The following is a 21,491-nucleotide window of genomic DNA, read 5'->3' as shown; positions in this document are numbered from 1 at the left end:
CAGGCCTTTCTCGTCTCTGGTGTCAGGCTCCCCGGCTTAACTCGGCAGCGCCAGCTGATCGGGTTTGCCGATGGGGATGGCGCGGGGCTTGAGTGCCTCCGGCAATTCGCGGGCGAGATCTATGGTCAGCAGACCATGCTCCAGTCTGGCCCCCTTCACCTCCACGTGCTGGCTCAGCTTGAAGGCGAGCTCGAAGTCACGCTCGGCAATCCCCTGATGGAGGAACTGACGCTCACCGGCCGCAGCGGCCTTGCGCCCCTTCACCTTGAGGGTGCCGTTTTCGGTCTCCAGCTCCAGCTCGTCGCGCTCGAAGCCAGCCACGGCAACCGTGATGCGGTAGCCGTCATGCTCCCGCTTTTCGATGTTGTAAGGGGGATAGGCCGCCGCCTTCTGGTCGAACAGGCCTTCCAGCTCGCGGGCCATCCGCTCGAAGCCGACGGCATTGGAAGAGAGGTGAGAAAAATCGAGGTTACGCATAATCCTATCCTTCTAGTAAGCAACAGGTTTGACTCTCCACAGGCCCGTCATCGGCACCCGGGAAGCAGGTAAAAACACTGAGAGTTCAGGCTGTCAGCCGTTGATCTCGATCTTGCGGGGCTTCATCGCCTCGGGCACTTCACGGGCCAGATCGATGTGCAGCAGACCATTCTTGAGATCGGCCCCCTTCACCCGCACATAGTCGGCCAGCTGGAAGCGACGCTCGAAGCCGCGCTCGGCTATGCCCTGATAGAGATAGTGGCGCTCGGAGTCAGCCTGCTTGTTGCCCTTCACCGTCAGCAGGTTTTCCTGGAAGCTCAGCTCCAGCTCTTCCTGGGTAAAGCCCGCCACCGCCATGCTGATGCGGTAGTCGTTGTCACCCAGCTGCTCGATGTTGTAGGGGGGATAACCGGCATTGCCATTGCTGGCCGCAGATTCGATGAGATTGGCCAGACGATCGAAACCAATGGCAGAACGATAGAGCGGAGAAAAGTCGATAGAACGCATAGTATTACCCTCTTGTGAGCGATAACGGATTGTTTGCCCTCCATATGGACGGGCGCCTGGTCGAAACCTCTGTCGAGCGTTCCGGCCTTGTTACCTATATAGGGGCTCACTTTTTCCTTTCAAGGGAAAAAATGAAAAGAAATTTTTGGTCGCCTGTCAGCGTCGAAAATGGCCCGATTGATATGATATTCGGCCCGCGGGCCACTCACTCCCCGATCCCCTCCGCGCCATACTGGTTGCGTCCCCCCACCAGAGACCGGAGCACACCATGCAAGTTACCCAGGTTCGCAATGCCACCCTGCTCATCCACTACGCCGGCACCCGCTTCCTGATCGATCCCATGCTGTCTGCCAAGGGCAGCCTCCCGGGGTTTGAGGGAACGGCCAACAACCAGCTGCGCAATCCGCTGGTCGAACTGCCCCTGCCCATGGTGGAGATCCTCGATGTGGATGCTGTGATAGTGACCCATGATCACCTCGACCACTGGGACCCTGCCGCTCAGCAGCAGATCCCCAAGCACCTCCCGCTGTTTGTGCAGCATCAGAAAGATGCCGACACCATAAGCGCCAGCGGCTTCAGGGATGTGCGCCTGCTGAGCGAGCAGGTCGAGTTTGCCGGGATCCGGTTGCAACAGACCGAGGGGCAACACGGCAACGATCAGGTCATGGCGGTGTTGGGCGAGCGGCTGGGTGAGGTATCCGGGGTGGTCTTCTCCCACCCCGCAGAGAAGACCCTCTATCTGGCGGGTGACACCGTCTGGAACGCCCAGGTTGAACAAGCGCTGCAACAGCACCAGCCCGAGGTCGTCATCCTCAACTGTGGCGATGCCCAGGTGCCGGGGCTGGGTTCCATCATCATGGGCAAGGAGGATGTCGCCGCCGTCTATCAGGCAGCGCCACAGGCCACCCTGATTGCCAGCCACATGGAGGCGGTCAATCATGCCCTGCTGACAAGGCGCGAGCTGCGCGACTACCTCGGCAAACAGGGGATGGCAACGCGGGTGCTGGTGCCCGAGGATGGCGAGTCCATCGTCCTCTGATCGAGCGGGCCATGTGACCACATGGCCCTTCGGCTTTCTGTTGCCGCCCCTTATCATGGGGATCCGAGTGCAAAGGAGTCTGCTACTATGCCCAATCCCATCGTCGTCGCCGTCATCACCTTCGATCACTTCAGCCCCTTTCACTGCGCCGTGCCCTGCCTCATCTTCGGCGACACCATGATGCCTGGCGCCTCCCTGTTCGAACTCAGGCTCTGCACCGGCGACACCACCCGCCAGCCCGGTTCCGCCCAGGGCTTTCGCATCGACGCCAGCCACGGGCTGGAGGGATTGATCGGGGCGGACATCGTCATCATCCCCTTCTGGCGCGATCCGGCCGAGCGACCGGCCCAGCCACTGCTCGATGCCCTGGTTGCCGCCCGAAGCAGGGGTGCCCAGATAGTGGGGCTCTGTCTGGGCACCTATGTGCTGGCCTATGCCGGTCTGCTGGAGGGACGCAGGGCCTCGACCCACTGGGAGTTCGAGCAGGACTTCATGGGCCGCTTTCCCGCCGTGCGGCTCGATACCAATGCCCTCTACGTGGACGATGAGGGCCTGATCACCTCGGCAGGCACCGCCGCCGGGCTGGACTGCTGCCTCTACCTGGTGCGCGAACACCATGGCAGCCGGATCGCCAACAAGCTGGCCAGGCGGCTGGTGGTGCCGCCCCATAGAGAGGGGGGCCAGGCCCAGTTCATCGAGCAGCCGGTGCCCTCCTCCACCCGGGACGCCAGGATCAACCAGCTGTTCGATCACCTGCGCATGCACCTGGCCGAGCCTCACAACCTGGACGCACTGGCAGAGCACTGCCTGATGAGCCGGCGCACCTTCACCCGTCGCTTCCAGCAGGCGACCGGCCTCTCCGTCGGGGAGTGGCTGCTGGCCGAGCGTCTCAGGCGCAGTCAGGAGTTGCTGGAGACGAGCGGCCACTCCATGGATCGCATCGCCGAGCTGGTGGGGCTGAAGACGGCCGCCATACTGCGCCAGCATTTTCGCGCCCGTTTCGGTGTCTCTCCGAGTGAATGGCGCCGCTCTTTTCGTGGCAACAAGGTCTGACACCAGCCCCGTCCTGACTCTTCCTCTCATGTTTCACGTGGAACGCGCCACTTTCCTCTCGCACAGAAAACAAAAAGCCGCTCACAAGGAGCGGCTTTTTACTGTCTGACTGCGTCGATCAGACGTCGAGGTTGGCGACCCGCAGGGCGTTGGTCTCGATAAAGTCACGACGGGGTTCGACCGCATCACCCATCAGGGTGGAGAAGAGCTGGTCGGCGCCGACGGCGTCGTCTATGGTGACGCGCAGCATGCGACGGGCTTCCGGATCCATGGTGGTTTCCCACAGCTGATCCGGGTTCATCTCACCCAGCCCTTTATAGCGCTGGATGTAGATGCCACGCTTGCCTTCGCCCATCAGCCAGTCGACCGCTTCCACGAAGTTGGCCACAGGTTTGACCTTCTCGCCACGCTTGATGAAACCACCTTCCTCGATCAGGTTGGCAATCTCCTTGCCCAGGGAGACCAGCTGACGGTACTCACCGGACTGCAGGAAGTCGTAGCTGAGCGGGTATTCGCGATCGACACCGTGCTGACGTACCACGGCGTGCGGCACGAACAAACTGCGCTCTTCGTCACGACGTACCTGGATCTGGTACTGGATGCCGTGGTTGCTCTCGTTGAGCACGGCTTCCATCCCCTGGCACCAGGCCAGCAGATCGCTCTCGCTGGCCAGCAGGGTTTCGTTCAACTCAGGCTGATAGATCAGCTGGGTCAGCACGGCATCCGGGGCGCGGCGGGACATACGGGTGATCAGGTGAGAGACGGCACGGTGCTGGTTGACCAGACGCTCCAGCGCCTCGCCACCGATAGCCGGGGCAGACTCGTTGACGTGCAGGGTAGCACCGTCCAGCGCCATGGAGGTCTGATACTGCAGCAGTGCATCTTCGTCTTTCAGATACTGCTCCTGCTTGCCCTTCTTGACCTTGTAGAGCGGCGGCTGGGCGATGAAGACGTAGCCACGCTCGATGATCTCCGGCATCTGACGGTAGAAGAAGGTCAGCAGCAGGGTACGGATGTGCGCACCATCGACGTCCGCATCCGTCATGATGATGATGTTGTGGTAGCGCAGCTTGTCCGGGTTGTACTCGTCGCGGCCTATGCCGCAGCCCAGCGCCGTGATCAGGGTACCCACCTCTTGCGAGGAGATCATCTTGTCGAAACGGGCCTTCTCCACGTTCAGGATCTTGCCCTTGAGCGGCAGTATGGCCTGGTTCTTGCGGTTGCGACCCTGCTTGGCGGAGCCGCCAGCAGAGTCCCCTTCCACTATGTAGAGTTCGGAGAGGGCCGGGTCTTTCTCCTGACAGTCCGCCAGCTTGCCGGGCAGACCGGCGATGTCCAGGGCGCCCTTGCGGCGAGTCAGTTCGCGGGCCTTGCGGGCCGCTTCACGGGCACGGGCCGCATCGATGATCTTGTTGACCACAATCTTGGCGTCGCCCGGGTTTTCCAGCAGGAAGTCCGCCAGCTTCTCGCCCATCGCCTGTTCAACGGCAGTCTTCACTTCAGAAGAGACCAGCTTGTCCTTGGTCTGGGAGGAGAACTTGGGATCCGGCACCTTGACGGAGATGACCGCAATCAGACCTTCACGGACGTCGTCGCCACTGGCGGCAGACTTGGCCTTCTTGCTGTAGTCCTCTTTGTCCATGTAGGAGTTGAGGGTACGGGTCAGCGCGGTACGGAAGCCCACCAGGTGGGTGCCCCCATCCCGCTGCGGGATGTTGTTGGTGAAGCAGTAGACCCCTTCCTGATAGGCGTCGTTCCACTGCATCGCCACTTCGACGCCGATGCCATCCTGCTCGGTGGTGAAGTGGAACACCTTGGGATGGATCGGGGTCTTGTTCTGGTTCAGGTATTCGACGAAGGCCTTGATGCCGCCCTCGTAACAGAAGTGAGCCTCGCGGCCATCCCGCTCGTCCATCAGGCGGATGGAGACACCGGAGTTCAGGAAAGAGAGCTCACGCAGACGCTTGGCCAGGATCTCGTAGTGATACAGGGTATCGGTAAAGATGGTCGGGCTCGGCCAGAAGCGCACTTCGGTACCTGTGCCGGTGCTGTCGCCAATCTGCTTGAGCGGCGCCTGCGGCTCACCCAGGTGATAGGTCTGCTCGTAGACGTGGCCGTTGCGACGTATGGTCAGCAGCAGCTTGTCAGAGAGGGCGTTCACAACCGAGACACCCACGCCGTGCAGGCCGCCGGATACCTTGTAGGAGTTGTCATCGAATTTGCCGCCGGCGTGCAGCACCGTCATGATGACTTCGGCGGCGGAGCGGCCCTCCTCCTCGTGCATGTCGACCGGAATACCCCGGCCGTTGTCACGGACGGAGACGGAACCGTCGGAATGGATCTTGACCTGAATATCGGAGCAGTAGCCAGCCAGAGCCTCGTCAATGGAGTTATCGACGACCTCGAACACCATGTGGTGCAGGCCCGAGCCATCATCCGTATCGCCGATATACATCCCCGGGCGCTTGCGGACCGCATCCAGGCCCTTCAGCACCTTGATATTCGAGGAGTCGTAAGTATTTTCACTCATAGCTTACTCTCTGCCTTCTCTAACGTTTCGGAGATCTTGCCTTGTTCCACGTGGAACAGCTTGCAGTCACTCGCATCCATCATGTCTGCGAGCTGACCGATATCGATGGCGGTGATAAACACCTGGGACGCGCACTGCTTCAGCCTTGCGGCCAGCAGGCGACGTTTGTCGACATCCAGTTCAGAGGCAAAATCGTCAATTAAAAAAATACAGCCACGGCTGCTATGTTGATTCAAATAGAGCCCTTGAGCCAGTCGCATGGCACAGACCAGCAACTTCAACTGACCCCTGGACAAAATATCCTGAGCGGGCACCCCGTTCGCCTTGAGCCGCACATCCGCCTTCTGCGGACCGACCCCAGTGTACCCCAGCGAACGATCCCGCTCGAACCCCGCCTCCAGCAAGTCGCCGAGGGGAGTCTCTCTCTCCCAGCCCCGATAGAAACCGAGGCTGATGTCGAATTCCGGCAGAAAATCCGCCGTCATCTCCTTGATCAGGGGGGTAATGGCCTGACAATAACTGGCGCGAAACTCCGCCAGCTCACCCCCTAGCCGCACCAGCTCCTGATCCCAGAACGCCAGCTGGCGATATTGGCTGCTCTGGCGCAGCAGCGCATTGCGCTGTTTCAGCAGACGCCGCACCCGCCCCCACAGGGAGAAGAAGGTCGGCTCCTGATGAAAGACACCCCAGTCCAGCCAGGCCCGGCGAGCCTGAGGCCCGCCGGTCAGCAGGTTGAAACCATCGGGGTGGATCAACTGCACCGGCAACAGCTCGGCCAGATCGGCCAATCGCTGGGCCTGGGCCCCGGCGATCTTGAGCTGGGTCTCGCCCCCCTTGTCCTTGGCAAGCCCGATGGGCACCTGACGCCCTTCCAGCTCGCACTGGGCAAACAGGGTAAACGCCCTCTCCCCCTGGCGGATGACCCGCCCGGTCAGGTGAGTACGAAAAGAACGACCGAGACCGAGGTAATGGATGGCTTCCAGCACGCTGGTCTTGCCGCTGCCATTGCACCCGACCAGGATATTGAGGCCGGGGGACAGCGCGAGACTGGCGTGCTGGATGTTGCGAAAGTCGCTGAGCTGGAGTTTGACCAGGGACACGACTAGATCCGCATCGGCATCACCACATACTGGGCATCTTGGCTGTCAAAATCCTCAATAATGGCACTGCTGATGGAATCGCTCAGGCTGATCCGGATTTGGTCACATTTTAACGTATTCAGCACGTCCAGCACATAGGAGACGTTGAAGCCGATCTCCATCTCGCCAGCGGCATATTGTACGTCAAGCAGCTCCTCGGCTTCTTCCTGTTCCGGGTTGTTGGCGGTGATGCGCAGCAGGTTTTCCTGCAGATTGAGACGCACCCCACGGAATTTCTCGTTGGAGAGGATGGCGGCGCGGGCGAAGGCCTGGCGCAGATCCTCACGACCGGCGATCAGGGCCTTGTCGCTCCCACGGGGAATGACGCGACGCCAGTCCGGGAAGCGGCCATCCACCAGCTTGGAGGTGAAGATGAAGCCATCCAGGGCGGCGCGCAGGTTGCTGCGACCGACCTGCAACCGCACCGGCTTGTCTTCTGCCTCCAGGAGGCGCACCAGCTCCAGCACGCCCTTGCGGGGCAGGATGACCTGATGATCGGGCAGCGATTCCCCGACCACTGCGCGGCGGCAGGTGGCCAGGCGGTGACCGTCGGTGGCGACGGTGCGCAGGCCATGGCCCTCGCTCTCGAACAGCATGCCGTTCAGGTAGTAACGCACATCCTGGCTGGCCATGGAGAACTGGGTCGCATCGATCAGCTTCTTCAGCTCAAGCTGGCTGATGTCGAACTCGAGCACGGATTCCCAGTCCTCGATGTTCGGGTACTCGGTCGCCGGCAGGGTCGAGAGATTGAAGCGGGAACGACCGGAGCGGATGATGAGGCGCTCCCCTTCGGTGTTGAGACGGATATCCGCCCCTTCCGGCAGGCCGCGGCAGATATCCAGCAACTTGCGCGCCGGCACTGTGGTGCGCCCATCCTGGCTGTCGCTGCTGAGATAGACCTGGCCTATCATCTCCACCTCGAGATCTGTCCCGGTCAGCGACAGCAGGCCATTGCTGACATCGAGCAGGACGTTGCCGAGGATGGGCAGGGTCGGCCGGCCACCCAGGGCACCGGACACCAGTTGCAGAGGACGTAACAGGGCCTCACGGCTAATTTCGAGCTGCATCTGTGCTCTCCGTTGTGATTAGGAGGAAAATTTTCGGATCAGGTTGGAATATTCAAGCCCCATCTGTCCACTCCGTTCCGTTATCAGGAAGAAAGGGTACGGATCAGGTTGGAATAGTCTTCCTTGATGTCGTGACTCTCCTCCTTCAGCTGCTCGATCTTGCGGCAGGCATGAAGAACGGTGGTGTGGTCACGGCCACCAAAGGCATCCCCTATCTCCGGCAAACTGTGGTTGGTCAGCTCCTTGGCCAGGGCCATCGCCAGCTGACGCGGGCGGGCAACGGAGCGGGAGCGACGCTTGGACAGCAGATCCGCCAGCTTGATCTTGTAGTACTCCGCCACCGTCTTCTGGATGTTGTCGATGGTGACCAGCTTCTCCTGCAAGGCCAGCAGGTCGCGCAGCGCCTCGCGCACGAAGTCGATGTTGATGGCACGGCCGGTGAAGTTGGCGTTGGCGATCACCCGGTTGAGGGCGCCTTCCAGTTCACGGACGTTGGAGCGCAGACGCTTGGCGATGAAGAAGGCCACTTCGTCCGGCAGATGGATCTGGTTCTCGTCCGCCTTGCGCATCAGGATGGCGACGCGGGTCTCCAGCTCGGGCGGTTCGATCGCCACCGTCAGACCCCAGCCGAAGCGGGACTTGAGGCGATCCTCGACACCGTTGATCTCCTTCGGATAACGATCCGAGGTCAGGATGATCTGCTGGTTGCCTTCGAGCAGGGCGTTGAAGGTGTGGAAGAACTCCTCCTGGGAGCGCTCCTTGTTGGCGAAGAACTGGATGTCATCGATGAGCAGGGCATCGACGCTACGGTAATAACGCTTGAACTCTTCAATGGCGTTATTCTGCAGCGCCTTCACCATGTCCTGCACGAACCGTTCGGAGTGCATGTAGATGACTTTGGCGTCTTTCTTGCGTTCCTTGATGGCGTTGCCAACGGCATGCAGCAGGTGGGTCTTGCCCAGACCGGTGCCGCCATAGAGGAACAGCGGGTTGTAGGCGCCACCCGGATTGTCGGCCACCTGACGGGCCGCCGCACGGGCCAACTGGTTGGACTTACCCTCGACGAAATTCTCGAAGGTGTAGTTCACGTTGGTGTTGCTCTTGTGGTTCGGTTCGGGCTTGGCTTCCGCCTTGCTTTCCCAGCTCTTGTGAGAGTTATTCACAGGATCGACACCGCGCGCCGGCGCTCTGGCGACCGCGACGGGATGGGGACGATTACCGATGTCAAAACGCAGGGTGGGAGCATCGGCTCCGCACAGCTCGTTGATGATGCCATTGACCCGGAGCAGGTACTTGTCGCGTACCCAGTCCAGAACGAAGCGATTCGGTGCATACAGGGTCAGAGTATTGTCACTCAACTCCGCTTGAAGCGGCCGGATCCACATGCTGAATTCTGCCGAGGGCAACTCATCTTGCAGCCGGTTAAGGCACTGCTGCCATAGCGAAGCAGTCACTCTAGACTCCCGTCAATTGATTAAGTAAAGACCGGCTATTCTACGTTTTTAGTGGCTGGATCTCCAGTTGCCGCCGCACGGATCCAGCAAATAAGATCCTTGACTTTCAAGGATCCAACGCCCCAGGATCTGATTTCATCCCCAAAGTTACCCACAGCCACCGACCGGTGATGTGGACAGAATGAGAGCCTGCTGCTGCGGTTATTTTATATAACCAAATATCATTTATTCTTTATATTTTATTCCAATAACATCAGCGCCAACCCGTGATTACAACTAAAAATACAGAACTACAGAGAGAGGAATCCCCATGAAGACCACCATCAAGCTGATTTCCGGCGCCGCCATTCTGCTGGCCAGCCTGTCCGGCCAGGCCATCGCCCAGGAAACCATCAAGGTCGGCATGTCCGGCAAGTATTTCCCGTTCACCTTCGTCAAGCAGGACAAGCTGCAGGGCTTCGAGGTGGACATGTGGAACCAGATCGGTGAGCGCACCGGTTACAAGGTCGAGTTCGTCACCGCCAGCTTCTCCGGCCTGTTCGGCATGCTGGAAACCGGTCGCGTCGATACCATCTCCAACCAGATCACCATCACCGACGAGCGCAAGGCCAAGTACGCCTTCTCCCAGCCCTACGTCTATGACGGCGCCCAGATAGTGGTGCGCAAGGGCAACAACACCATCCACGGTCTCAAGGATCTGGAAGGCAAGACAGTTGCGGTGAACCTGGGCTCCAACTTCGAAGAGCTGCTGCGCAAGAACGACCCGAACAAGAAGATCGACATCCGTACCTATGACTCCAGCTTCGAGCAGGACGTCGCCCTGGGTCGCATTGATGCCTTCGTGATGGACCGCGTCTCCACCGCCCAGCTGATCAAGGAATCCAAGCTGCCGCTGCAACAGGCAGGCGCACCGTTCGAGACGATCGAGAACGCCCTGCCCTTCCTGAAGACCCCGGAAAAACAGGCCGTGCTGAAGAAGGTCGACGAGGCGCTGACCGCCATGCGTAAAGACGGCTCCCTGACCAAAATCTCGGAAAAATGGTTCGCAGCGGACATCACCAGCAAATAAATGATGGAATTTGATCTCGAGTACACGCTAGGGCTGTTTCCCATCCTGCTCAAATACCTGGGCACCACGATGGAAATGGCCCTGTGGGGATTCGTATTGGCACTCGTACTGTCGCTGGCCCTGGCGATAGTACGGGTCTTTCGCGTTCCCGCAATTCACTGGCTGGCGATGCTGTATATCTCGTTCTTCCGGGGGACTCCCCTGCTCGTCCAGCTGTTCCTGCTCTACTACGGGCTGCCGCAACTGTTCCCTGTCTTCGTGGGGATGGATGCCTTTACCGCCGCCATCATAGGGCTGACCCTGCACTTCGCCGCCTACATGGCCGAATCGATCCGGGCCGCCATTCTCGGCATCCACAAGAGCCAGATGGAAGCTGCCCTCAGCATCGGCATGAGTCGATATCAGGCGATGCGGCGGATCATACTGCCGCAGGCGGCCCGCATCGCGACGCCGTCCCTGATGAACTACTTCATCGACATGATCAAGAGCACCTCCCTGGCGTTTACCCTGGGGGTGGCCGAGATCATGGGCAAGGCACAGATGGAGGCCTCCTCCTCCTTCAAGTTCTTCGAGAGCTTCATGGCGGTGGCCCTGGTCTACTGGGTGGTGGTCATCTTCTTCACCCGCTTGCAGCACCTGCTGGAAGTACGCCTCAATCGAGCTTACTAAGAGGATGCCAGCGATGATGAGCACGCCATTACCCACTTGCGGCACAGGCTGGAAGTACCTCTCAACAGCCGCGCCCATTGAAGGAGACCTGTCATGATCAAGTTAACGGGTCTTTCCAAGGCCTATGACGGCAATCAGGTATTGAACGGCATCGATCTGGAGGTGAAGAAGGGTGACATTGTCGTCATCATCGGTCCCTCCGGCACCGGCAAGTCGACCCTGCTGCGCTGTCTCAACCTGCTGGAGACCCCGGATGCAGGCACCCTTGCCATCGATGATCTGCAGCTGGATCTGGCCCGTGCCAGCGAGCAGCAGGCCATCGAGCTGCGCAAGCGCGCCTCCTTCGTGTTCCAGAACTACGCCCTGTTTGCCAACAAGACGGCGCTGGACAACATAGCCGAGGGGCTGATCACCGTCTGGAAACAGCCGAAGGCGGAGGCCCGTGCCACCGCCCTTGGCATCCTCAAGGACATAGGCCTCGCCGACAAGCAGGATGCCTACCCGGCGTCCCTCTCCGGTGGCCAGCAGCAGCGGGTCGGCATAGGCCGCGCCATGGCGGCTCACTCCAAGGTCATCCTGTTTGACGAGCCCACCTCGGCCCTGGATCCGGAATGGGTCGACGAGGTGCTGGGGCTGATGAAGGAGCTCGCCCGCCAGCACCAGACCATGGTGGTGGTGACCCACGAGATCGAGTTTGCCCGTGATGTCGCCGACCGGGTGATCTTCATGGAGGGGGGCCGGATCGTCGAACAGGGCCCGCCGGATCAGATATTGGTCGATCCGCAGGATCCCCGTACCCGGGAGTTCCTGCGCAAAGTCCTTAAATAGCTCTCTCTTTGGCGGCCTGGCCGCCTTTTTTCTTGGTGGATCCTTGTTTAACCCGGGGTTGCCAGTATAATTCGGGGCCCTTGATCCTCTGGATCCTGCCAGCTTCTCCTGCTTATTGTTGAGCCAGAAGAAGATGAGAGGGAACGGCGGATTGACGAGAAGCCGAACTCTGTTTAGAATTCGGCCTCTTTTGCTAGTCGTCACACGCTATAGCTGGCGCGTCGGCTAAGTGTGACAATCAAAACTGTACAGAAATACGGAATCGAATCATGAAACGTACTTTTCAACCATCCAACCTGAAGCGCAAGCGCTCTCACGGTTTCCGCGCTCGCATGGCTACTGCCAACGGCCGCAAAGTTCTGGCCGCTCGTCGTGCCAAGGGTCGTGCCCGCCTGGTAGTCTAATGCCTACCCAGCACACCTTCTCTCGGGAGTTACGTCTGTTAACTCCCGAACACTTCAAACGCGTTTTCGCCGAGCCTGTCCGGGCCGCTTCTCCGCAAATTACGCTTCTTGCTTGCCCCAATTCCCTCGAACACCCCCGTCTTGGCCTAGCTGTGCCCAAAAAAGCACTCAAGCGTGCCGTCTGGCGTAACCGTGTCAAACGAGTGGTACGGGAGAGCTTCCGTCTCAATCAGGCCAATCTGCCCGCTATCGACATCGTCGTCATAGCCAAGGGTGGCGTAAAGGAGATGGATAACGAAGAGCTGTTCAAGTTACTGGAAAAGCTATGGCGCACTCTGTCACGCCGTTGCAATGGGTAGCTATCAAACTGATACGCCTGTATCAGCTAATCATTAGTCCCCTGCTCGGGCCGCGCTGCCGTTTCACCCCGACTTGTTCCCAATTTGCGATAGAAGCAATCCGACTTCACGGTTTCATAAAAGGCGTTTGGTTAGCCAGCAAACGTCTATTAAAATGCCATCCCTTATCCGAGGGTGGTTATGACCCGGTTCCGCAACCAAAGCGAAGAAACTGAAGACTATGGAATCACAACGCAATTTACTCCTGATCGGTTTGCTGTTCGTGAGCTTCTTGCTCTGGCAACAGTGGGAGTCCGACAAGGCTCCGAAGCCGGCCCCGACTACCGTGGCCCAAACCGAACATTTCGTACCTGAAGCCGGTCAGACCGGTGATATTCCTCAGGTTTCCGAGCAAGCCAACGCCACTACCGCACGCAAGCTGATCACCGTCTCCTCCGACGTGCTCAAGCTGACCCTGGATACCCAGGGCGGTGACATCGTCTCTGCCGAACTGCTGGCCCACAAGCTGGAAGAAGGCAAGGAACAGCCGTTCACCCTGCTGACCAGCCAGCCTGCGCACCTCTATGTTGCCCAGAGTGGTCTGGTGGGTCGCAATGGTCCTGACAGCCAGCCCCAGGGTCGTCCCACCTACGAAGCCGCCCAGACCAGCTACCAGCTGGCCGACGGTCAGGATCAAGTCGTCGTGCCGATGACCTGGACCGACAGCAAGGGCGTTGTCTTCACCAAGGAGTTCGTGCTCAAGCGCGGTGACTACGCCATCGGCGTCGATTACAAGATCGACAACAAGTCTGCCGAGCCGGTTCAGGTGCAGTTCTACGGTCAGCTGAAACAGACCGTGACCACGCCGAAGGACCAGGAAGGCCATGCCATGGTGGCCAGCGCCTACCGTGGTGGTGCCTTCTCCAGCGAAGATACCCGCTACAAGAAGTACACCTTCGACGAGATGAAGGATGCCGACCTGAACAAGACCACCAAGGGTGGTTGGGTCGCCATGCTGCAACACTACTTCGTCTCCGCCTGGGCACCGAACGCCGAGGACACCAACAGCTTCTACAGCCGCGTGATCCCGGGTAAAGACCAGGCCATCATCGGCTACAAGGCGCCGCTGGTTGACGTGGCTGCCGGTCAGCAGGCCGAAGTAAGCGGCAAGCTGTGGGTCGGTCCCAAGCTGCAGGACCAGATGGCCAAGGTGGCAAACCACCTGGACCTGACCGTCGACTACGGCTGGCTCTGGTTCATCGCCCAGCCGCTTCACTGGCTGCTGACCGTGTTCCACGGTTTCGTCCAGAACTGGGGCCTGGCCATCATCATGCTGACCCTGCTGGTACGCGGCATCATGTTCCCGCTGACCAAGGCCCAGTACACCTCCATGGCCAAGATGCGCATGCTGCAACCCAAGCTGGCTGCGCTCAAGGAACGCTTCGGTGACGATCGCCAGAAGATGTCCCAGGGCATGATGGAGCTGTACAAGAAGGAGAAGGTCAACCCGCTCGGTGGCTGTCTGCCGATCCTGGTGCAGATGCCCATCTTCATCGCCCTCTACTGGGCACTGATGGAGTCTGTCGAGCTGCGTCACGCGCCGTTCGCCCTGTGGATCACCGACCTGTCGGTGAAGGACCCCTTCTTCGTGCTGCCGATCCTCATGGGTGCCTCCATGTGGTATCTGCAGAAGATGAGCCCGACCACCATCACGGACCCGATGCAGCAGAAGGTGATGCAGTTCATGCCGATCATCTTCACCTTCATGTTCCTCTGGTTCCCGGCAGGTCTGACCCTGTACTGGCTGGTGAGCAACGTCATCTCCATCATCCAGCAGACCATCATCTATCGTCAGCTGGAGAAGAAAGGTCTGCACTCACGCACTTGATGCGCAGCCCATCTTCCCTGATGACAAAAGAGGCGGCCTTCGGGCCGCCTTTTTTATTACAATGTCCCCCAATTACCGAACAGACGAGTCAAGCAAGATGACAACAGATACGATCGTGGCCCAGGCCACCGCCCCCGGCCGGGGTGGCGTCGGCATAGTCCGCGTCTCAGGCCCCGCCGCCGAACGAGTCGCCGAAATCGTGCTCGGTCGGCAGCCCAGGGTGCGCTATGCCGAATATCTGCCGTTCAATGACGAGCAGGGCCAGCCTCTGGATCAGGGCATAGCCCTGCTGTTCAAGGCCCCCAACAGCTTCACCGGCGAGGATGTGCTGGAGCTGCAGGGCCACGGCGGTCCCGTCATCCTGGACATGCTGATACGCCGCATCCTGCAAATCGAGGGCATCCGCCCCGCCCGTCCCGGCGAGTTCAGCGAGCGCGCCTTCCTCAACGACAAGCTGGATCTGGCCCAGGCCGAGGCCATCGCCGATCTGATCGAGGCCTCCAGCGAACAGGCCGCCCGCAGCGCCATGCACTCCCTGCAGGGGCAGTTCTCCGGCAAGATCCAGCAACTGGTGGAGAGTCTCACCCGATTGAGGATCTATGTGGAGGCCGCCATCGACTTCCCGGACGAGGAGATCGACTTCCTCTCAGACGGCAAGGTGGCGGGGGATCTTTACGCCATCATGGCAGAGCTCGATGACGTGCGCGGCGAGGCCAAGCAGGGGGCCCTGCTGCGGGAAGGGATGAAGGTGGTGATCGCCGGCCGTCCCAACGCCGGCAAGTCCAGCCTGCTCAACGCCCTGGCGGGCCGTGAATCCGCCATCGTCACCGAAATCGCCGGCACCACCCGCGACGTGCTGCGCGAGCACATCCACCTGGACGGCATGCCGCTGCACATCATCGACACCGCCGGCCTGCGCGATACCCAGGACAAGGTGGAGCAGATCGGCATCGAGCGTGCCTGGGCCGAAATAGAACAGGCCGATCGGGTGCTCTTCATGGTGGATGGCACCACCACGGATGCGGTCGACCCGCGGGAGATCTGGCCGGAATTTGTTGATCGGTTGCCAAAAAAGATCGGCCTCACCGTGGTGCGCAACAAGGCCGACCTGACCGGCGAGGATCTGGAACCTAGCCAGGAGCTGGGCCACGCCGTCTACCGCATCTCAGCCAAGACCGAGCTGGGGCTGCCCGCCCTGCGCGAGCACCTGAAGGCCTGCATGGGCTTCCAGGGCAACACCGAGGGGGGCTTCATGGCCCGCCGCCGCCATCTGGATGCCCTGGAGCGCGCCGCCGAGCGGCTGCTGGTGGCCAAAGAGCAGCTGGAAGTGTTCGTGGCTGGCGAGCTGGTGGCCGAAGAGCTGCGCCTGGCGCAGGAGTCCCTCTCCGAGATCACCGGCGAATTCAGCTCGGACGATCTGCTGGGCCGCATCTTCTCCAGCTTCTGCATCGGCAAGTAAACCTGCACGGCAGGCAATGAAAAGCCCGGGATGATCCCGGGCTTTTTTTTTTGTGCATTTTTCATCCGCAAACCTAGAGGCGGCGCAGGCACCACATGAAGTAAGCGCCCCCTAACAGGGTGGAGACCAGCCCGACCGGCACCTCCTGCGGGAACAGGATCTGCTGGCCGACCCAGTCCGCCAACACCATCAGCAGGGCCCCACATCCCGCCGCACCGAGCAGGTGCCAACGGGCCCGCACCAGCCCCATCAGCTTGGCCATGTGGGGGGCCAGCAAACCGGCGAAGGAGAGCGGGCCTATGACCATGGTCGCACTGGCGGTGAGCACTGCCACCAGCAGCAGTATGATGAGCTGGGCGCGGTTGAGGCGAATGCCGAGCGCCGTCGCCACCGCCGGCCCCATGGGCATCAGATCGAGCCAGCGGCTCACCAGCAGGCAGGCCGCCAGCATCAGCAGCGCCAGCCCCGTCAGGCCATAGGCCACCGGCAGGGTGACGTAATAGGTGGAGCCGGACATCCAGGAGAGCAGCTGCTGCACCCGCAGATCGCCGTTGGCCAGGGCGATGGCCTGCAGCGGCTCGAACAGTGCCGTGATGGCGATGCCGGAGAGCAGGATCCGCTCAGGCTGGAAGCCGTGCTTGCGGTTGACCAGCACCAGCAGCAGCAGGCAGCCAAAGGCACCGAGCAGGCCCCCCAGCAGCATCATGGGCAACGGCAAAGCGGGCAGCAGCAAGGCCGTCGCTATCACCCCCATAAAGGTGCCGCCGCTCACCCCCAGCAGCTCCGGGCTCGCCATGGGGTTGTTGCTGACCCGCTGCAACAGGGTGCCCGCCAGAGCCAGCAGCACACCGGCAGCACCGGCAGCCAGGGTACGCGGCAGGCGCCACTCCAGCTGGGCCTGCCACCTGAGCCAGCTCGGCCAGCTCCAGCCGTGCACCCCCTGCCCGACCAGCAGGGACGCAACCACCGCCAATAGCAGCCCCATCAACAGCAGGCCGATTAGGCGAGCGGGCGCCCCATGGCGTGCCACCGTCAGGCCGCTGGCGGCCTTGGGGGCGCCTGACTTGAAGGCAAGCCGAGGGATCAGCCAGAGCAGCAGAGGGGCACCCAGCAGCGCCGTCATGGCCCCGGTCGGGATCAGCACAGGCCAGAAGCGGCTCAGGGATTGCAGCAGCAGATCCGTTGCCGCCAGCAGCAAGGCGCCCAGTATGGGGGCCCACAGCAGGCGCTGGCCGAGCTGCCTCACCCCCAGCAGTCGCACCATGGCCGGCGCCGCCAGCCCGATGAAACCTATCAGCCCCACCACGCTCACCACGCAGGCGGTGACGAAGACCGCCAGACCGAGGCCGGCAAAGCGCAGCTGCTTGAGGGAGACCCCCAGGCTGCGGGCGCTGGCATCATCCAGCTCCAGCACACCCAGCGGGCGCACCAGCACAGCGGCCAGGACGCCGGCCAGCAGCAGGCGTGGCAGCAAGTAGCTCACGCCGCTCCAGCTGTTCTGGGCCAGGGAACCGCTGCCCCACACCAGCAGGCCCTTGAGCTCCTCCTGGAAGAAGAGCAGCAGCCCCATGCTGATGGCCGCCAGATAGAGGTTGATCACCAGCCCGGCGAATACGATGACCACAGGGTTGAGCTGGCGACGCCAGGCCAGGGCAAACACCAGCCCCATGGCGAGGCTCCCCCCCGCCATGGCGATCCACTCGCGCCCGATCAGCAGCCAGGAGGGGGCGAACAGGGTCACGATCATCAACGCCAGCTGGGCGCCGGAGGCCACCCCCAGAGTGGTGGGGGACGCGAGGGGATTACGCAGTACCTGCTGCATCAGGGTGCCGGCCAGCCCGAGGGCGGCACCGGCCAGCAGGCAGACCACCAGCCGCGGCAGCCAGCTGAAGTGAATGACCGCCTGGCGGGCATCGTCCAGCCTGGGGGAGAAGAGCGCCTGCCACCAGAGGGAGCCCGGCAACTGGCGCGCCAGCTCACCACAGGCCAGCACCAGGGTCAGGGCCAGCAGGCAGAGGCCCGGGCGCAGCAAGGGAGAGGAGACGAAACGATTCATTGGGCTTCCCCCTTGAGGGCCACGCCGCCCTGAGGCTGCAGGGCCTCACCGAGCAGGGTGGCGAAACGACGGGCGGCCAGCATGCCGCCGAAACTCCAGGTCGCGGGCAGATGCAGCACGGGCGTGTTCTGTACCAGCGGCAGGTGCTGCCAGAGCCCGGGTTCCTGCAGTTTTTCACTCACCCCCACGGGAATGGGATCCACCACCACCAGCCTGGCCTCGGGAATGGCCAAGAACTGCTCGAGACTGACCACCGAGAAGCCCCAGGCATTGGTCTCCCCCTGCCAGGCATTGCGCAGGCCGAGCCGCTCCATCACCGCCTCGAACAGGCTGTGGCGGCCAAACACCCGTACATGGCGCTCGTCGATGAACTGCACCACCAGCAAGGGGGGCAGATCGGCGGGCAGCGTCTCCTTCATCTGCGCCAGATCCCGCTCCAGCGCGGCGAGCTGGCGCTCGGCCTCGGCGGTTCTGTTCACCAGCGCGGCTATGGTCAGGGTCGCCTCGCGCAGCCGCGGCCACAGCTCGGTATCGGGTTCATAGAGGGCGATGGACTGCACCGGCGCGATGCGGGACAGGGTCGGCGCCAGGGGGGCCGCCAGCGGGGAGATGAGGATGAGATCGGGTTTGAGCTCAGCCAGCAGTTCCCGGTTGGGCTGGGCCCGCAGGCCGATGTCGATCACCCCGGCGGGGAGCCTGGGTTCGCCGACCCAGGCGCGATAGGAGTTCACATCCCCCATGGCCAGCGGGGTCACGCCGAGGGCCAGCAGGGTTTCGGCTATGGTCCAGTCCACGGTGGCGATGCGCGGAACAGTGCCATCGGCAGCAGGGGCTGAGGGCGGTGTCTCGGCCTGCGTCGCCAGCGGCAGCAGCAGGCTGACGAGGCAGGGGGCCATCTTCAATAAAAGGTTCAAGAGCTCCCCCGGTCAGACGATGGCGATGGCGTGGTCATGAGCCGGGTGGCGAATGACCTCCATCGGGATGCCATAGATGGCATGCAGGGTCTCGCTTGTCATGATGCGTGAAGGCTCACCGTGGGTCAGCAGACGACCGCCGTGCAGCGCCACCAGCCGATCGCAGAAGCGGGACGCCATGTTGATGTCGTGAATGACGATGATGACCCCGAGGTTGAGCTGGCGACTCAACTGTTTGACGAGGGTGAGCACCTCCACCTGATGAGCCACGTCCAGGGCAGCCAGCGGCTCGTCCAGCAGGATGAAGCGGCTCTCCTGGGCCAGCAGCATGGCCAGCCAGACCCGGCCCCGCTCGCCGCCGGAGAGGGTATCCACCAGCCTGTCGGCAAACCCCTCGGTATGGGTCAGTGCTATGGCCTTGTCGACCTGGCGGTGATCGGCCTCCCCCATGCGGCCCAGCAGACCGCGCCAGGGATAGCGCCCCATCTCCACCAGCTCCCGGCCGAGCAGGTTCTCGGCGCTCGGCAGATGCTGGGGCAGATAGGCCACCTGACGGGCGAAGTCCCGGTTGCCCCACTCCTGCAGCGGCTTGTCATCGAACAGTATCTCCCCATCGCTCAGGGGCTGCTGGCGTGCCAGCAGCTTGAGCAGGGTGGATTTGCCCGAGCCGTTGTGGCCGATGAGGCCGTAGACCTGACCCTGCTCGAAACGCAGGCTGGTGGGTTGCAGCAGGGTGCGGTCGTTGACCGCGAAGCTGGCTGCTTTCATCTCAAACATGATCTGCTCCCGTGCCGGCTCTGTGCTCGACGCTCGGGTCGGTGAGCGCCATGGCTCGGCGAGCGTTCACCATTAAACCGGCAGATTTCCTCTCAAACATGATTCATTCCTGTACTGAAAGGGGTTGGCGCTCGCCTCCCCCTTGCGGCCGGTATCAGACCGGCACCTCGCTATCGAGATGGGCGACCGCATCCCGGCTCACCTGCTCGCGCCGCTCGCCGGTCAGCTCGGTGAGCTGGCCCTGACGCATCTCCAGCAGGCGATCCGCCAGGGAGAAGTAGAGATCGTCGTGGCTGATGGCGATCACCGTCTTGCCCATCTCCTTGAGGCGCGGCAACAGCACCTGATAGAAGATGCGGCGGAACTGGGGATCCTGATCCGCCGCCCACTCGTCAAACAGCATCACCTCGCGCTGCTCCGCCAGTGCCAGCAGCAGGGCGACCCGCTTGCGCTGCCCCTGGGAGAGATCGATGTTGGCGATGAAGCCCTCCTCGATGGCCAGCTTGCTGCCCATCTGCAGCCGCTCCAGCCACTCGGCCACCAGGGCCTCTTTCGGCTCAGGCCCCAGCAGGTGCTGGAACAGGTGGTAGTCGGTGAAGATGGCGGAAAAGAGCGCCAAGTAGGCGTTGCGATCGGCAATGGGCTCACCATCCAGCAGGATCCGGCCAGAGACCGGCTGATAGAGCCCGGTCAGCAGCATGGCCAGGGTCGACTTGCCGGAGCCGTTGCCGCCAATGATAAAGATCTGCTCCCCCCGCTCAATGGTCAGATTGATGGGGCCCACGGCGAAGCCGCCCTCCCCCTGATAGTGAAAGCTCACCTGCTCCAGCTCGATGCGTTGCCAGGCACTGGGGGCCGGCGGCAGCGGGAACCTGGGCTCCGGCTCGGCCAGATTCAGGGTCGCTATCTTGTCAAACGCCACCTGGGCCGAGATCAGGGTCGGCAGGGCGCCTATCCCTTGCAACAAGGGGGTGCGCAGGAACAGCAGGGTCAGGGCGAAGGTGGCGGCCACATTGGTGTTGGCCCAGCCGAGGCCATTGGCCAGGAAGAAGACCAGGCCTATGGCCCCCAGCATCATGATGTTCGACCAGTTCACCGCGCTCAGGTGATAGGTATCGGCACGGATGATCTCCCGGCGGTAGTCCCGGGCGTTCTGCTCATAGAGCTGGTGGTAGACGAAGTGGGCCCGCTCGCGGTTGAGCGCCAGCTCCTTGCTGCCCGCGATGATGGACTGGTAGTTCTGGTAGAGCCGGTCTTCGGCCTGACGCATCCGGGCCAGGTGGCGATAGACCCGGTTCACCAGCAGCCAGCCCACCACCATGGTCACTGTGACCCAGAGGGCGGTGACACCGAGCAGGGCGGGAGAGAGCAAGCCGAGGTAGATGATGGAACCCAGGGTGAGCACCAGCCCCTGCACCAGCTCCGGCAGGCGCACGAAGGCGATGGTGATCTGGCCGATGTCGCTGGAGAGGGAGGCCAGCAGCGGCCCCTGCCCTATCTGGCGAATGCGGGCGACGTCGGTGTCCAGCAGTTGCTTGAGCAGGCGGCCGCGCAACCGGTAGACGAAATGATGACCGAGGGTGGTCAGGGCCAGCTGAGAGCCGAGCGTGATCACCAGCAGCAAAAAGATAAGGCCGACAAGTTGACCCAGGATCGGCAACGGATCGCCGACTGACTCGATAAGATATTGATTGATAAAGGCAATGACACCTATCCCGCTGACAGCGCTGAGCAGGCTGAGCAGGGTAATGGCGATGAAGGGCCAACGGTATTGGCGGTAAACCAGTGACAAGAGTTCCATGACAGGCCTGTGTACAAAAAGA

Annotated in this window: 20 protein-coding genes; 10 read left to right on the top strand and 10 right to left on the bottom strand. The window is 61.7% G+C overall.

Features of this window, described 5'->3' with window-relative positions; translation table 11 throughout:
• Nucleotides 1-36 precede the first annotated feature (36 nt).
• Together AC1IN8_RS17955 and AC1IN8_RS17950 are read right to left on the bottom strand one after the other, a co-directional pair.
• Entirely contained in the window at nucleotides 37-477 is a 441-nt protein-coding gene (locus AC1IN8_RS17955) for an Hsp20 family protein (RefSeq protein WP_043132728.1), read from the bottom strand.
• Nucleotides 478-570: 93 nt separating this feature from the next.
• On the bottom strand, nucleotides 571-984 hold the full coding sequence (locus AC1IN8_RS17950; RefSeq protein WP_042000332.1) for an Hsp20 family protein: 414 nt from the start codon (nucleotides 982-984) through the stop codon (nucleotides 571-573).
• Between the two features lie 268 nt (nucleotides 985-1,252).
• Here AC1IN8_RS17950 and AC1IN8_RS17945 point away from each other — a divergent pair, with 268 nt between their 5' ends.
• Complete coding sequence (locus tag AC1IN8_RS17945) at nucleotides 1,253-2,023, top strand: MBL fold metallo-hydrolase (protein ID WP_479759956.1); 771 nt, start codon at nucleotides 1,253-1,255, stop codon at nucleotides 2,021-2,023.
• Nucleotides 2,024-2,110: 87 nt separating this feature from the next.
• A complete protein-coding gene (locus tag AC1IN8_RS17940; protein ID WP_479759954.1) occupies nucleotides 2,111-3,076 on the top strand; it encodes a GlxA family transcriptional regulator in 966 nt (321 codons plus the stop codon).
• A gap of 118 nt (nucleotides 3,077-3,194) precedes the next feature.
• On the opposite strand, the gene gyrB is transcribed toward AC1IN8_RS17940, so the two are convergent.
• The 4 genes from gyrB to dnaA form a co-directional block, all read right to left on the bottom strand.
• Nucleotides 3,195-5,606: a DNA topoisomerase (ATP-hydrolyzing) subunit B gene (gene gyrB / locus AC1IN8_RS17935; RefSeq protein WP_139437127.1), complete on the bottom strand. Its 2,412-nt coding sequence runs from the start codon at nucleotides 5,604-5,606 to the stop codon at nucleotides 3,195-3,197.
• Nucleotides 5,603-6,706, bottom strand: a complete 1,104-nt coding sequence (gene recF / locus AC1IN8_RS17930; RefSeq protein ID WP_479759952.1) for a DNA replication/repair protein RecF — start codon at nucleotides 6,704-6,706, stop codon at nucleotides 5,603-5,605. Before recF ends, gyrB begins: the two co-directional genes overlap by 4 nt.
• A gap of 2 nt (nucleotides 6,707-6,708) precedes the next feature.
• Complete coding sequence (gene dnaN, locus AC1IN8_RS17925) at nucleotides 6,709-7,812, bottom strand: DNA polymerase III subunit beta (protein WP_479759950.1); 1,104 nt, start codon at nucleotides 7,810-7,812, stop codon at nucleotides 6,709-6,711.
• 83 nt (nucleotides 7,813-7,895) lie between these two features.
• Entirely contained in the window at nucleotides 7,896-9,266 is a 1,371-nt protein-coding gene (dnaA, locus tag AC1IN8_RS17920; RefSeq protein ID WP_025325183.1) for a chromosomal replication initiator protein DnaA, read from the bottom strand.
• Nucleotides 9,267-9,576: 310 nt separating this feature from the next.
• Between dnaA and AC1IN8_RS17915 the strand changes: the two genes are divergently transcribed.
• From AC1IN8_RS17915 to mnmE, 8 genes are all read left to right on the top strand, one after another.
• Nucleotides 9,577-10,335: an amino acid ABC transporter substrate-binding protein gene (locus tag AC1IN8_RS17915; RefSeq protein WP_479759947.1), complete on the top strand. Its 759-nt coding sequence runs from the start codon at nucleotides 9,577-9,579 to the stop codon at nucleotides 10,333-10,335.
• Nucleotides 10,336-11,004, top strand: a complete 669-nt coding sequence (locus AC1IN8_RS17910; protein WP_139437129.1) for an amino acid ABC transporter permease — start codon at nucleotides 10,336-10,338, stop codon at nucleotides 11,002-11,004.
• A gap of 93 nt (nucleotides 11,005-11,097) precedes the next feature.
• Nucleotides 11,098-11,832: an amino acid ABC transporter ATP-binding protein gene (locus AC1IN8_RS17905; RefSeq protein WP_139437132.1), complete on the top strand. Its 735-nt coding sequence runs from the start codon at nucleotides 11,098-11,100 to the stop codon at nucleotides 11,830-11,832.
• Nucleotides 11,833-12,101: 269 nt separating this feature from the next.
• The gene (gene rpmH, locus AC1IN8_RS17900) at nucleotides 12,102-12,236 is read left to right on the top strand and encodes a 50S ribosomal protein L34 (protein ID WP_005307156.1); all 135 of its coding nucleotides are present in this window, start codon (nucleotides 12,102-12,104) and stop codon (nucleotides 12,234-12,236) included.
• Nucleotides 12,236-12,595, top strand: coding sequence for a ribonuclease P protein component (gene rnpA / locus AC1IN8_RS17895; protein WP_025328882.1), 360 nt, complete (start codon nucleotides 12,236-12,238; stop codon nucleotides 12,593-12,595). Before rpmH ends, rnpA begins: the two co-directional genes overlap by 1 nt.
• Nucleotides 12,562-12,810, top strand: a complete 249-nt coding sequence (gene yidD, locus AC1IN8_RS17890; protein WP_010672280.1) for a membrane protein insertion efficiency factor YidD — start codon at nucleotides 12,562-12,564, stop codon at nucleotides 12,808-12,810. Before rnpA ends, yidD begins: the two co-directional genes overlap by 34 nt.
• A gap of 5 nt (nucleotides 12,811-12,815) precedes the next feature.
• Nucleotides 12,816-14,462, top strand: a complete 1,647-nt coding sequence (gene yidC / locus AC1IN8_RS17885; RefSeq protein WP_139437134.1) for a membrane protein insertase YidC — start codon at nucleotides 12,816-12,818, stop codon at nucleotides 14,460-14,462.
• Nucleotides 14,463-14,559: 97 nt separating this feature from the next.
• Nucleotides 14,560-15,921 (top strand): tRNA uridine-5-carboxymethylaminomethyl(34) synthesis GTPase MnmE, encoded by a 1,362-nt coding sequence (gene mnmE / locus AC1IN8_RS17880; protein WP_479759944.1) that lies wholly within the window; start codon nucleotides 14,560-14,562, stop codon nucleotides 15,919-15,921.
• A gap of 73 nt (nucleotides 15,922-15,994) precedes the next feature.
• Here mnmE and fhuB read toward each other — a convergent pair whose 3' ends face one another.
• The 4 genes from fhuB to AC1IN8_RS17860 all read right to left on the bottom strand — a co-directional run bounded on the left by fhuB (nucleotide 15,995) and on the right by AC1IN8_RS17860 (nucleotide 21,469).
• The gene (fhuB, locus tag AC1IN8_RS17875; RefSeq protein ID WP_479759942.1) at nucleotides 15,995-17,977 is read right to left on the bottom strand and encodes a Fe(3+)-hydroxamate ABC transporter permease FhuB; all 1,983 of its coding nucleotides are present in this window, start codon (nucleotides 17,975-17,977) and stop codon (nucleotides 15,995-15,997) included.
• On the bottom strand, nucleotides 17,974-18,873 hold the full coding sequence (locus tag AC1IN8_RS17870) for an ABC transporter substrate-binding protein (protein ID WP_479760013.1): 900 nt from the start codon (nucleotides 18,871-18,873) through the stop codon (nucleotides 17,974-17,976). The genes fhuB and AC1IN8_RS17870 overlap by 4 nt, the downstream gene beginning before the upstream one ends.
• Before the next feature lie 30 nt (nucleotides 18,874-18,903).
• Nucleotides 18,904-19,668 (bottom strand): ATP-binding cassette domain-containing protein, encoded by a 765-nt coding sequence (locus AC1IN8_RS17865; protein WP_479759940.1) that lies wholly within the window; start codon nucleotides 19,666-19,668, stop codon nucleotides 18,904-18,906.
• 154 nt (nucleotides 19,669-19,822) lie between these two features.
• Nucleotides 19,823-21,469 (bottom strand): multidrug ABC transporter permease/ATP-binding protein, encoded by a 1,647-nt coding sequence (locus AC1IN8_RS17860; RefSeq protein WP_171272941.1) that lies wholly within the window; start codon nucleotides 21,467-21,469, stop codon nucleotides 19,823-19,825.
• Between the last annotated feature and the right edge of the window lie 22 nt (nucleotides 21,470-21,491).

The sequence above is a fragment of the Aeromonas sp. 130281 genome (assembly GCF_056642115.1).
The sequence above is the reverse complement of the archived record's forward strand: the minus strand, read 5'-3'. Positions and strand labels throughout refer to the sequence as shown.

Bases quoted from the DNA above. Each gene is read 5' to 3' on its own strand.
- AC1IN8_RS17955 (WP_043132728.1), bottom strand. From the start codon at position 477: ATGCGTAACCTCGATTTTTCTCACCTCTCTTCCAATGCCGTCGGCTTC.
- AC1IN8_RS17950 (WP_042000332.1), bottom strand. From the start codon at position 984: ATGCGTTCTATCGACTTTTCTCCGCTCTATCGTTCTGCCATTGGTTTC.
- AC1IN8_RS17945 (WP_479759956.1), top strand. From the start codon at position 1,253: ATGCAAGTTACCCAGGTTCGCAATGCCACCCTGCTCATCCACTACGCC.
- AC1IN8_RS17940 (WP_479759954.1), top strand. From the start codon at position 2,111: ATGCCCAATCCCATCGTCGTCGCCGTCATCACCTTCGATCACTTCAGC.
- gyrB (WP_139437127.1), bottom strand. From the start codon at position 5,606: ATGAGTGAAAATACTTACGACTCCTCGAATATCAAGGTGCTGAAGGGC.
- dnaN (WP_479759950.1), bottom strand. From the start codon at position 7,812: ATGCAGCTCGAAATTAGCCGTGAGGCCCTGTTACGTCCTCTGCAACTG.
- AC1IN8_RS17915 (WP_479759947.1), top strand. From the start codon at position 9,577: ATGAAGACCACCATCAAGCTGATTTCCGGCGCCGCCATTCTGCTGGCC.
- AC1IN8_RS17910 (WP_139437129.1), top strand. From the start codon at position 10,336: ATGATGGAATTTGATCTCGAGTACACGCTAGGGCTGTTTCCCATCCTG.
- AC1IN8_RS17905 (WP_139437132.1), top strand. From the start codon at position 11,098: ATGATCAAGTTAACGGGTCTTTCCAAGGCCTATGACGGCAATCAGGTA.
- rpmH (WP_005307156.1), top strand. From the start codon at position 12,102: ATGAAACGTACTTTTCAACCATCCAACCTGAAGCGCAAGCGCTCTCAC.
- rnpA (WP_025328882.1), top strand. From the start codon at position 12,236: ATGCCTACCCAGCACACCTTCTCTCGGGAGTTACGTCTGTTAACTCCC.
- yidD (WP_010672280.1), top strand. From the start codon at position 12,562: ATGGCGCACTCTGTCACGCCGTTGCAATGGGTAGCTATCAAACTGATA.
- yidC (WP_139437134.1), top strand. From the start codon at position 12,816: ATGGAATCACAACGCAATTTACTCCTGATCGGTTTGCTGTTCGTGAGC.
- mnmE (WP_479759944.1), top strand. From the start codon at position 14,560: ATGACAACAGATACGATCGTGGCCCAGGCCACCGCCCCCGGCCGGGGT.
- fhuB (WP_479759942.1), bottom strand. From the start codon at position 17,977: ATGAATCGTTTCGTCTCCTCTCCCTTGCTGCGCCCGGGCCTCTGCCTG.
- AC1IN8_RS17870 (WP_479760013.1), bottom strand. From the start codon at position 18,873: ATGGCCCCCTGCCTCGTCAGCCTGCTGCTGCCGCTGGCGACGCAGGCC.
- AC1IN8_RS17865 (WP_479759940.1), bottom strand. From the start codon at position 19,668: ATGTTTGAGATGAAAGCAGCCAGCTTCGCGGTCAACGACCGCACCCTG.
- AC1IN8_RS17860 (WP_171272941.1), bottom strand. From the start codon at position 21,469: ATGGAACTCTTGTCACTGGTTTACCGCCAATACCGTTGGCCCTTCATC.